Origin of the sequence: Prevotella sp. oral taxon 475, from assembly GCF_018127805.1 — a bacterium.
Classification (GTDB): domain Bacteria; phylum Bacteroidota; class Bacteroidia; order Bacteroidales; family Bacteroidaceae; genus Prevotella.
This window is the reverse complement of record NZ_CP072334.1, coordinates 602,924-615,010: the sequence shown is the minus strand read 5'-3', so window position 1 is coordinate 615,010 and position 12,087 is coordinate 602,924. Positions and strand designations below refer to the sequence as shown.

Sequence of the window (12,087 nt, the reverse complement as noted above, 5' to 3'; positions counted from 1 at the left end):
TGCTGAATTTATCGTTAAACGTCGCTTGTTAGTTTCTCGGATTGGGCGTCTGACCAGCATCCAACGTGCTTGGCGGAAGCTGGATGGCGCGGCGCGGGTCGTCTTGCAACAGGCGATCGGTCACTTTCTCGGGTACGCCGCTGCTGTCAATGACACGTCGAACAATCTCGATGCCATACCGTTTAATGTCGAACCAACGAGCACCCGTATGCAAGGCTTCGATGCGCTTGAAGCCTAACACGCACTGCAACATACATTCTTGCCTGCTGCCTTCTGCCTCGATGGCAAACTTAGGATGAAGATGCTTCTTGATGGTAGACAGCATCTTGTCCGCATCCTCATAGCTATAACCGATGGGCTTGTAGAAAGCCTCGATAGAAGAGGGCGTAAGCACCATCGTGGTTTTCAGGATGTTCTGCATCCAAAGAGTGAGATCGGCTGCCGCGAGGTCGTATTTCTTCAGCATGATGTAAGCCTCGGCTCTGTTCAAGAGGCATTCGTCGGTGGTAAATGCCGGGAAGATGGTCTTCAGATACCCCGTATGCTTCACAGGGTCTGTCTCTTGGAACAGGAATGGAATACGCCAAGGGATGTCGTAAGCCTCGTCTACGCCGACAACATAGAGGAACGGACCTTGATCGTAGAACGTGGCACTGCCCCATATATTAGGAGCTTTGAATGTCTCATTGTTATCCAAATAAGGGCCGTGTGCATATTTCTTGAGAGCGTAAAAGTTATTAAACGCACGTGGTGCCTCGGAGGCCACACTTTGCAACAGCAGGTTGCACTTGTTCGAGCTCTCCACATATTTCAGTGTGTAAGCTTTGCGGTCGCGCTGCATATCCTCATAGCTTTTCCAGTCTCTAAGCACTGTCTGAGGCGAGTTTCCAAGGCAAGCGCCGGCATATTGCACAGCTTTCTGCCACTCTTCGTGGAATAGATAATAGCGTGTTGCAAAGGCATATGCCGCTTTTTGATTGAAATGGAACTTCAGAACCTTAAGGTGCGAGTCGCCCACCAGGGGCAGACCCTCTTCAAGGTCTTTACCTATTTTCTCGTAAACAGCAGCTACCGTCTCGCGATTACGCACCACACCAATCTTCGTATCGGTGTCATACATATAAGGAATACCCAGATCCTTGTTGCCGGTTTGAGTGTTATAGTTCTGACAGAACAGGTTCACCAACATGAAGTGGGCGTAGGCGCGACATATCAAGGCCTCTCCCTTGCACTCTTTCAGTTCTACGGTGGTTGCTCCACCCTGTTCTTCTATAGCCTTGAGGGCCGTATTGGCATTGGCAATAGCCGAGTAATAGCTACCCCACCAACGTTCGGGCGCATCGTTAGGTGCCACATCGGTAATCGTTTCCCATCGGTAGGTCTGATCAAAGAACCTATCGGTGCGGGTATTCTTGTATTCGTCTGCATTGTCCGACATGTATTCTGTCACCATTAGGTTAGAGTTAACCGAGTAAGCAGAAACCAATATTCCTTTGATTTTCTCTACGTTGTTCACCGTTGTACGGTTGTCGGGATTCACATTGAGAAAGTCGTTGCAGCCGCTCAGCAACAGTCCCAAGGCCACGAGACCTGTGCTTACTATCTTATTCTTCTTCATTGTCTTCTTCTTTTTAGCATTCTTAGATCGTTCTTCTCCTATGAAGGAAAGGCAGAGACGGGTTCTCCCCTGTCTGTCCATCTATCGAAGAAAAACCTTTCTTGTCATTAAAGCCCTACTCTTAGTGTGAAGGTGAACTGCTTAGCCATCGGAATAGCCACACCGCCGGTATTAAAGAACTCGGGGTCTTGCCCGTTCAGCTTCTTGTCGGCATAAAGCAACAGCAAGTTAGTGCCCTGCAACTTCATCGAGATGGTGCTAAGACCGAGGTTCGAAATGAGCTTTTTGGGCAGGTCGTACCCTAAGGAAACCTCTTTCAAACGGATAAAGTCGCCCTTGGCAATACGTTCCGTCGAGTAGTTGTAGGCACTGTAAGCAATGTTGAGATTCGCAATTTCGTAGTTCTGGCGTGCCGTTGCGATACCTGGAATATTCGTAGTTTTCTCGTCACCGGGTATTCTCCAGCGGTTGCGAAACTCTCTTGGAGTTGCGGTAAGATCGCTATAAGAATTCCTAAAGCACGGATTCAACCGCACCACATTACCGAACGAGTAGGTGAGAAACACGTTGAGCGTAAATCCCTTGTAAGTGAAGATATTGCCGAAGCTACCCGTATTCGTCGGGTCTGTAGGTCCTTCATACTTCAGGAAGTTCAGTTTCTCGGGGTCGGAGGTTTGGAATTGAATTCCCTTCACCGAGATATTTCCATCCTGGTCGCGGAAAGTGGGCAGTCCATCGCCCGTAAGTCCCATGAAAGGAATAGAGAACAGCGAGCGTGCCGGATATCCTTTGCGAGCGAATCCCGAACCGCTTACCAAACCGTACATCCTTGTACGGGCCTTCAAATCTGTGATTTCATTATGGATATACGAGTAGATAAAGTTGGTGGTCCACGTAAAGTTCTTCGTTTTGATGTTGTTGGTGGTCAGACTCAGCTCCAAACCGTTGCTCTCCATCGAGGCTACATTGCCATATTTGGTAGAGAATCCGTCGGTTCCGTCGGTAGCCGTAGCTCCCACAAGGTCGTAGTTGTTACGTTTATACCAGTCTACCGAGAGGTTAATGCGGTTTTTCAGGAAACCAATGTCCACGCCTAAGTTCAGTTCATGCTTCTTTTCATAGGTCAAGTCGGGGTTGGCAGGGTTCGATCTATACAATCCTGTCTCACTATTACCCGTGAAATATCGCCAGGGCGTGATGCTTTTGATGATCGCCAGAGCGTTTGTCACCGGCGGACGGTCAGCTGTGAGCGAGTAGGAAGCCTTGAAAGTGAAATGAGACATCACCTTGCCCACTTTCTTCTCAAACCAAGGCTCTTCATGTGCGTTCCATGCTGCCGACACATTCCAAGTGGGGAGCCATCGTGACTGTCGCGAAAGACCCAAGCCATTGGTGCCTTCATAGCGCAAAGTGCCGTTCACGGTGTAGCGTCCTTTCCACGAATAGGTAGCATTGGCAAAGAAAGCCGCACTACGCGTATTGGTATTGCCGAGCCCATAATAACTACCGCCATCCTCTTGCTTCTTCTTGAACATCTGATAAGCCCAATTCGCCTCTTCACCCATCTCGTATTGCATGCCATAACCTTGGAACCACGAGCTGTGACGCGTATAAGAATTGGTCTCCATACCTAAGTACGTATTGATGATATGGTCTTTAGCGATAACGTCGTTGTAGCTGGCCGATGCGCGGAAGTCCCATCCGAACATTCGGTTATCCGTGCGATGATACATTCCTCCGTAAGGCAACACCGACATAGGGAGGTCGAACAGATGCTCCGGATCTTTGTAAAGATAGGGGTTATTGTTACGAATCACCGACGTATACATAGCTCGGTAGGCCTGTGCTTGGTTTGAACTCTCCGTGATATAATGTTCGCGCGAGGTCCCGGTATATTTTACTGCGCCTAAAACACTAAGGTCTACCTTGGTGATAGGTTTGTAACTCAACTTCGCCTGTGCTCGGAAGTCGGCTACATTCAGGTCCATATAGTTGTTTTCCAGTTCGTGCAGAATGTTGAACGGGGCATAACTGCGTGTGTAGAACGTGTGAGCATCCAGCGTTCTCGAGGTATTCACCGCATACGAGTAAGGGTTGATATCGAAATCGCGACTCACTTCGCCCGACACGGGATCGGTTCCAGAACTCAAAGTGCCAGGAGCCGTCTGCTTACGGTAAGATCCATTACCGATAAGGCCCAGTTGCAGCTTCTTCGACAGGTTGAAAGAAGCATTGAGATTGAGAGTATAGCGTTGCACATTGCTACGCAAGCTCCATCCCGGATCTAACATTGCGCTCAGCGAAGCATAGAGTTGTGCTTTCTCCGTACCGGCCGTAACGCTCACCGAATGGTTGTGCATGATGTTGTTGGAGAAGAGTTCGCTGAACCAATTGGTGTTTCGATACTCGGCATCGTGCAGATAAGCCGCTTTTGCCTCGGGCGTATTGGGTAGGAGAAACTGCCCGGTCATGGGGTTATAGGCACTCAACATCTGATACATCTTTCCGTAAACGCCCGAGTTAGAAGCATTGGCCACCTCGGCATATTTTAGCCATCCCTTCTGCTCCATGTCCTGATAAACGTCCATTTGCTCTTGCGAGTTCATCAAGTTGAGTTGAGAATAGTTGGGAATAAGGCGCATCGTGTATTCGCCCGTATAGCTAATGTGTACCTGTCCGGCACGTCCTTTCTTAGTAGTAACGACAATCACGCCCGCCATTGCTCGTGCTCCGTAGATAGAGGTGGCCGAACCGTCTTTAAGAATCTGAAAGCTCTCGATATCGTCGGCATTCAAACCGGCGATAGCCGACGAGATCAGGGTCGACGCATCGCCCGAAGACAGCGCGTCGGCATCCACGTTCACCACATCTTCCATGATGACACCGTCGACCACCCACAGCGGTTTCGAACTGCCATAGATAGACGTAGCACCACGCACTCTAATCTTGGGAGCCGTTCCGAAGGTGCCCGATACGTTCTGCACGCTCACACCTGCGGCCCGCCCTTCCAGCGAACGGCTGATGTCGGGCATACCGCTGATCTTGGCATCGTCGGCCTTAATCTTGGTGGTAGCTCCCGTAAAGAGCCGCTTATCGGTTGTGGTCATACCCGTAACCACCACCTCTTGCAACGTCTGATTGGGATTCAGCGTGACGGTCATGCCGTTTTTAGCTTTCACGGTCTGCGTAGCCATTCCCACATAACTAATGGAAATGAGTTTTCCTTCGGCAACATGGATGGTAAACTTACCGTTCAAGTCGGTCACGGCCTTTGCTTTGTCGCCCTGCGCAACAACAGAAGCCCCGATGATCGGTTCTCCGTCTTCTCCGGAAACGACTGTTCCGGAGATTTTTTCTTGGGCAAATGCCATTCCTATACAGAGGAATAAGGCTCCCAAAATCATACTCATTCGTCTTTTCATATCAAGCTCTCGTGTTGAAATTTGCCTTCATTTGTCTTTCGTGTTATACTTATTTGGCAAATGTATGAATTATTTCGTTTTATTACAAGAAAAATAATGAAAATATCTTTCTTATTTTCATTTTATTCGTTTTCCTGCCTTTCCCTTGTCATTTTTAAGGCTAAAATGGCGATTCAAGATGTTTTTGTAAGACAAAACGACTCTTTTCGAGAGTTCTTCCAGACGTACGGATAAAGAAAAGAAGGGATTTTTCTCTACTTGATCTTCTGCGCCAACTTAAAAAGCGTGCCCGTCGGGCACACGAAACGACAGTAGGGACGGGGCACCCACACCGAGAGCACGATAAAAAGCAGGGCCCATACGATGACAATCCACGAGGCCGACTGGAGGATAAAGGCCACAAACATCTCGTAATTCATCCACGAGGCCCACACGTTCGTGATGAGAAGCAACATCAGCACGCCCCAAAGCCATTTGCGGAAACGTTCCAGTCGGCGTTCCGTTCGCAGGCCGATCTTCCACTTCCGGTGGTGTATCTTCCCTGTTAAATCCTGCAATGAGCCGCAGGGACAGAGATGTGTGCAATAATAATTTTTCTTTCCGAAAAACGGATAGATAAAAGCCGTGATCAACATCACCACCGGCACGAGAGCAGTCCAGAGATTGACACCGTTGGACACATAACTCACGATGAGCGAATAGGAGATAAAGGTGCCCGTCCAGAAGCCCAACACCACCACGTTGAGTACCTTCTGCACCGTGCGATAGCGTTTGTTTCGACTAAAAAGGGGAACGATGGCTCCCAGCAACACCACAACGAGGGCAGCAAGAGCCGCCGGCGAGCGATCGATCTGTTGCCAAAGACTGGGCCGATGGGCTTTTTTCTGTGCATATTGCAGTCCTCTTTGCACAGCAGCAATCAAGGCTTTAGACGAGAAAGTGGCTCCGCTCACCGCGTCTACCTGCAGGTTCAGAGCCTCTTCCGTGGTTTTTCCTTGCCAAAGAGGCAAGAGTTCTGCAGCCATTTCGAAAAAATCGGGCGTCTCACTATTCTCCAACGCCACCACCTTTTGCACCTTTCCCTCTTTGAGATAGATCTCCAACGGCACCGGTCCGGCATATCCCTGCACATCTTTTGCCAGCGGTGCGGTGTAGATCACCACTCGCCCGTCAGCCAGTGTTCGCATCGTGTCGGGTGTTTGGGTTGTTTTCCCGTTGGGTTGTTGGCTCGTGAGTTCGTAGCCCATCAACTTTCGTTCCTTATGAACAGCCGCTGCCACCATCACCAACAGGCAGACCAGGAAACTGAACCCATGCTTTGCCAATCCTTTTCTCATTCTTTTTCTCTTGTTTTGCTTTGTAAAGGGCTCCTCCAACGGGGCCATCTGCATCGCCTTTCGTGCGCTTTCCGCGTTCTGTTACGGTCTTTGTTCTTTTGTGTCTTCTCTGATGGGCAGGCTATCTACCAGCGAAGTCGATCTGTGTGCAGACGAAAGCGAACGGGATGCTCTGTTTTGTATCTGTTGTTTCCCAACGAATCAAATGGGGGCTTCAAAGGTATGGCATTTTATTGATACGTGCAAGCCAGAGGGGCAGAATTGCAATTCCACCGCACACGCCCTTCTCTTGTTCGGCCGGCTCTTTTCTTTCCCCCTTCCTTTTGCCCCAAGGCGACCCCCGCTTGATAGTCAACGAAACGCTAAAAAGCCTAAATTGTTGCTCGAATCCGGGCGAAATCTCTATCTTTGTTGCCCAAATGATGAGAAAATCAGCAACTCTTCTCCTCTCGTTCCTCCTCTCTACAATGATTGTATGGATTGGTTCGGGCATCCTCACAGTAGTGTGTGAGCATACGGGGAATGTCTCTCTTGCCAGCGTTCCATCAAAAAAACATTGCAACACTGCGGACGATGGGCATTGCATGAAGCTGCAAATGAAAACCCTATCGCCAACAGATATGGCGCCAACGGGCATCCATCAGGTTCTGCCCGTTCAGCTTTCTCTTCTTCCGCAACTGCTAACGCTTCCTCAACTCTTGCCTTTGCCCATTTTGGCAAAGGTTCCCGGAAGAATGTCGCCCCTGCTTTGGCATGGCTCGGCGCGGCAATATCTTCGAATGCTGACAACACTTTTAATTTGATTCTTTCGTTCCCCATTCCTGTTCACACCAGCAATGGAGGCTTCGTCGCACCTTTTTGGCAGAGTCCCTAAAGGGCGTAGGCGTGACCAATTGCCAACCATCCCATGTTGTTCTAAGGTTTAGAACGGTCGACGGCCCCGCTGTTCGTTCGCCAAAAAGGCTCGCGTGCCTGCCGTTGGGGCGCCTTTGGTTGGCAATTTCATCAACATGAGCAACAACAAAGAATCAAATCAAATGAAGAAAATCATATCTCTATCTGGGCTAACGCTTTTGTTGGCGATGCCCATAGCAGCCCAAACGGCTGCCCCCGACTCTGCTACAACAATGAAAGAGCAGACGTTAGCAAACGTAACCATCACCTCTCGTAAGGCCACAACACGCTCACTCAAAGGGGCAATCAATGGCAAAGAGATTCTCCGCGACGAGCTTTTCAAGGCGGCTTGCTGCAATCTTGGCGAGAGTTTCGTCACCAATCCCTCTGTCGATGTGAACTATTCCGACGCCACAACGGGGGCAAAGCAAGTGAAATTGCTGGGCTTAAGTGGCACGTATGTGCAGATGTTGACCGAGAATCTACCCAACTTTCGAGGGGCAGCCCTACCCTATGGACTGGGATATGTTCCCGGAAGCTGGATGAAAAGCATGCAGGTGAGTAAGGGAAACTCCTCGGTCAAGAACGGATACGAAGCCATTACCGGACAAATCAACGTAGAATATGTGAAGCCAGAAGACGACAAAGGACTCTCGATCAACCTCTATGGAAGCACCATGGGCAAGTTCGAAGCAAACGCAGATGGGAACTTACACATCAACGGCGATAAGAATTTGAGCACCGAAATACTGGCGCACGTAGAAAACAATTGGAGCCATCACGATGGCAATAGCGATGGATTTCAAGACGATCCGCAGATAAAACAGTATAATTTGCAGAACCGTTGGTTTTGGAAACGGGGCAATTACATCTTGCACACAGGTCTGTCGCTCTTGAAAGAAGACCGTACAAGCGGACAAACCCACAAGGGCCAAGCACTGTTTGGGGGTCTTTCGCCCTACCGAATCGAGATCAACACCAACCGTTACGAGGGTTATATGAAGCATGCTCTTATCCTAAATGCAGCACACGGAACGAATTTGGCTTTCATGGGGAATGTTTCTTTGCATCAGCAGGATGCTCGTTATGGCATCAAAGAATATGATGTGAACGAGAAAAACGCCTATGCCTCGTTGATTTTTGAAACCGATTTCACCCCCAGTCACAACCTTTCTGCGGGCTTAAGCCTCAATCACGATGCGCTTCGGCAGAGCCTCTCGCTGCCCCAAGGCGTTGTTCCATCCGTCTATGGCAATCTTTATCCGATAGAAAGGGCCCTTGAGAGCGAAACAACACCAGGTGCATACGTGCAATATACCTACAGTATGAACCACCATTTTGTGGCTATGGCTGGTCTGCGGGTAGATCATAGCAACGTGTATGGCACCTTTTTCACCCCGCGTTTCCACCTGAAGTGGATGCCCTCAGACCTGCTCACGATCCGCCTTTCGGCAGGAAAGGGCTATCGAAGTCCACATGCACTGGCAGAAAACAACTACCTAATGGCATCGGGACGTCGTCTCATCATCGACGATCTCAGGCAAGAGGCAGCCTGGAACTACGGAACGAGCTTGAGTTTTCTCATCCCCGTGGGTCGACAGACGCTGAAGTTGAATGCCGACTATTACTACACGCACTTCCTCGAGCAGACAATCGTCGACTACGACACCCGTCCCGACGAGCTACACATCACCCATCTGGATGGGAAAAGCTATTCGCACACGGTTCAGGTAGATGCTTCCTACCTGCTGTTCAATGCTCTTGAGCTTACGGCTGCCTATCGTTACAACCTCGTGAAGGCCACTTATGGCGGACAGCTGCGGTGGAAACCGCTGCAAAGTCGTTACAAAGGGCTGCTCACACTCAGCTATAAAACGCCCTTAGGACTATGGCAGTTCGATGCAACAGCAGTGTTGAACGGTGGCGGAAGACTGCCAGAACCTTACACAACACCGCTGGGCAACCCCTCATGGGAGCGCCATTTCAGTGCATACGGGCAGCTGAACGCGCAGATCACACGCTATTTTCGCCATTTCTCGGTGTATATCGGGGGCGAAAACCTCACCAACTACAAACAGAAGAACCCCATCGTGGGCTATAACAACCCTTGGGGCAGAGCTTTCGAACCCACAATGATCTACGCACCGGTGCAAGGTGCAATGGGATATGTGGGCATTCGCATGAATCTTGGAAAACGATTGTAGGCCCTCCTGCAACCGTTGCAGCTCGTTAAAAACAAAAAACAATCAACCCGGACAGAGGCATGGCAACACAACCGGTGCCTCTTTCCACAACAAATAAAGAAATGAAAAAAAATATTTTCTCGATGGTGCTCTCTTTGTTCGCCATCATCGCAACCGCAAAAGATGTTCAAACCGTTGTCTTTACCACCACTCCGCAGATGCATTGTGCCAACTGCGAGGCAAAGATAAAGGGTAATCTCCGCTTCGAAAAGGGGGTCAAAGCCATCCGAACCGATGTCGAAGCGCAAAAGGTTTACGTTTCTTACGACCCTAAGAAAACAACCGAAGAGAAACTTCAGAAGGCTTTCGAGAAGTTTGGTTATAAGGCTACGAAAACCGATCAGAAAGCAAAGATTCCCACACACGAGGGAGAAGCTTGCAAGAACATGTGATTTCCAGAGGCTAAAAGAAGTTGCCACCCCACGCAGTGCCCCTTTGTTGAGGCTTTGCATGGGGTGGCTTTGCACCGCAATGAGGTTCAGAAGGGTGCGTCGTTTCTAAAAAAGGGCCTGCCCTGTGGGCTGCAACCTGGGCCTGTTACACCTTATTATATATAAGGGGATGGGGCAATGGGGTAGGGATGTGCCAGCGTTTGGAGGTAGGGAGCTATCTTTCTGAACCTCAAGCGATTAGGAGTAGGGTTGCAAAAGACCACTTTTTGCAACCCATTTTCTTGTCTTTTGCATCCTAAAAGCTAAGAAAATGGCGGCTAAAAGGCTGCCTTTTGGCATGCCCTTGCTGATGGTTGGGAGGATGAGTGGGGGCGTTGCCGCTTTCGAGGGATTTTCGCTGGCGCCGTTAAAGTCCAATGAAGCCAGTGCCAACAACGAGCAACACCACTGCCGAAATCCTGCAAGGAGGTGCCCAACGGGCCGCTCCGCTTTTATTTCGGCTATTTATTTGCTCTGTCCTTAGAATATCGTTATTTTTGCATAACTTTAATTGAAAAAAGATGATAACATTATATCCGAAACTGATTACAGATGTCTTGGCCACGGTGATGTATCCGGGTACGAAGAAAAACCTGATCGAGAGCGGCATGTTGGCAGACGATGTGCGCATCGACGGGATGAAGGTGAGCTTCACATTGCTCTTTCCCAAAGAGACCGATCCTTTTCTCAAGTCTACCCTCAAAGCCACTGAGGCAGCCCTGCACTATCACATCAGCAAAGACATCGAGGTGGAAATCAAAACCGAATTCGCCTCGAAACCCCGGCCCGAGGTGGGCAAACTCCTGCCGCAGGTGAAGAATATCATCGCCGTGAGTTCGGGAAAGGGGGGCGTAGGAAAGAGCACCGTCTCGGCCAATTTGGCCATTGCACTGGCCAAACTGGGCTATCGGGTGGGACTGTTGGATGCCGATGTCTTCGGACCTTCTATGCCAAAGATGTTCGATGTGGAAGGAGCGCGCCCCTATGCCACGCAGATAGACGGCCGCGACTTGATCGAGCCTGTCGAGAAATATGGCGTCAAGCTACTCAGCATCGGCTTTTTCGTCGGCAAAGAGACGGCTACGCTATGGCGCGGCAGCATGGCTTCGAATGCGCTCAAACAGCTCATCGCCGACGCCAACTGGGGCGAACTCGACTTCTTTATCCTCGACACACCGCCGGGAACCAGCGATATACACCTCACACTCTTGCAGACGCTCGCCATTACGGGAGCGGTGATTGTGAGTACGCCGCAAGATGTGGCTCTGGCCGATGCACGAAAAGGTATCGATATGTACCGCAACGAGAAGGTGAACGTGCCCATTCTCGGCCTCATCGAGAATATGGCTTGGTTCACTCCTGCCGAATTGCCCGAGAATCGCTACTATCTCTTCGGGCGAGAGGGCTGCAAACGTTTGGCCGAAGAGATGCATGTGCCCCTCTTGGCGCAGATTCCTATCGTGCAAAGCATCTGTGAGAACGGTGATCAAGGTACGCCTGCCGCACTCGATGTGGAAACGATGACAGGACAGGCGTTCATCAATCTGGCGCAAGCAGTGGTCACTGTCACCAACAGACGTAACAAAGAGCAGGCTCCAACGCAGATTGTGCAGGTGAATCGATAGCGGTTTTGCTTCTCGTTCTTTACCGGAATATTCGGGACTTCGTGCGCGCGCGATACCTTATATATAGTCAACAGAAAATAACATTATACAGAAGAGATATGAAAAGAATACTGCTTGGACTGCTCTTTGCTTTATCGGCGGTGCCCATTCTTACGTTTTTAACCAGTGCCGTGCAGCACGACGAAGTGCTGACAACCGAAAATGGTGTGACCATTATCAACACCACCGAGCTGACACGAGACGTTAAAGGATTTAAAGGCACAACGCCTGTGAAGATTTACATCAAGAACAACAAGGTGATTCGGGTGGAAGCGTTGCCCAATCGCGAAACACCCAAGTTCTTCGAACGGGCCAAAGCCATCCTCGCAGCTTGGGAAGGAAAGCCCATGGCTAAGGCTGCCAAGACCGAACCAGATGCCGTGAGCGGTGCCACGTTCTCGTCTAACGCGCTGATTAAGAACGTACAGGCCGGTTTAGCGTATTATAAGAAAAAGAAATAACGCTGCTTTCCCACTCC

General features: G+C 49.9%; 8 protein-coding genes. 4 read left to right on the top strand and 4 right to left on the bottom strand.

Translation table 11 applies throughout. The annotated features are described in order from the left end of the window. Window positions 1–28: 28 nt before the first annotated feature. The 4 genes from J5A66_RS02320 to J5A66_RS02305 form a co-directional block, all read right to left on the bottom strand. A complete protein-coding gene (locus J5A66_RS02320) occupies window positions 29–1,618 on the bottom strand; it encodes a RagB/SusD family nutrient uptake outer membrane protein (protein ID WP_211790862.1) in 1,590 nt (529 codons plus the stop codon). Between the two features lie 107 nt (window positions 1,619–1,725). Then, window positions 1,726–5,040, bottom strand: coding sequence for a SusC/RagA family TonB-linked outer membrane protein (locus tag J5A66_RS02315; protein ID WP_211790861.1), 3,315 nt, complete (start codon window positions 5,038–5,040; stop codon window positions 1,726–1,728). Window positions 5,041–5,294: 254 nt separating this feature from the next. Beyond that, window positions 5,295–6,377 (bottom strand): 4Fe-4S binding protein, encoded by a 1,083-nt coding sequence (locus J5A66_RS02310; RefSeq protein WP_211790860.1) that lies wholly within the window; start codon window positions 6,375–6,377, stop codon window positions 5,295–5,297. Between the two features lie 495 nt (window positions 6,378–6,872). Continuing rightward, window positions 6,873–7,196 carry a hypothetical protein gene (locus J5A66_RS02305; protein WP_211790859.1) on the bottom strand — a complete coding sequence of 108 codons (324 nt, stop codon included), beginning with the start codon at window positions 7,194–7,196 and terminating at the stop codon, window positions 6,873–6,875. Window positions 7,197–7,414: 218 nt separating this feature from the next. Between J5A66_RS02305 and J5A66_RS02300 the strand changes: the two genes are divergently transcribed. The 4 genes from J5A66_RS02300 (at window position 7,415) to J5A66_RS02285 (ending at window position 12,070) form a co-directional block, all read left to right on the top strand. Next, window positions 7,415–9,475, top strand: coding sequence for a TonB-dependent siderophore receptor (locus tag J5A66_RS02300; RefSeq protein ID WP_211790858.1), 2,061 nt, complete (start codon window positions 7,415–7,417; stop codon window positions 9,473–9,475). 101 nt (window positions 9,476–9,576) lie between these two features. Further along, window positions 9,577–9,906, top strand: coding sequence for a heavy-metal-associated domain-containing protein (locus J5A66_RS02295; protein ID WP_211790857.1), 330 nt, complete (start codon window positions 9,577–9,579; stop codon window positions 9,904–9,906). A 563-nt stretch (window positions 9,907–10,469) separates the two neighbouring features. Then, entirely contained in the window at window positions 10,470–11,570 is a 1,101-nt protein-coding gene (locus J5A66_RS02290) for an Mrp/NBP35 family ATP-binding protein (protein ID WP_211791401.1), read from the top strand. A gap of 98 nt (window positions 11,571–11,668) precedes the next feature. Then, a complete protein-coding gene (locus tag J5A66_RS02285; RefSeq protein WP_211790856.1) occupies window positions 11,669–12,070 on the top strand; it encodes an FMN-binding protein in 402 nt (133 codons plus the stop codon). Window positions 12,071–12,087: the final 17 nt, after the last annotated feature.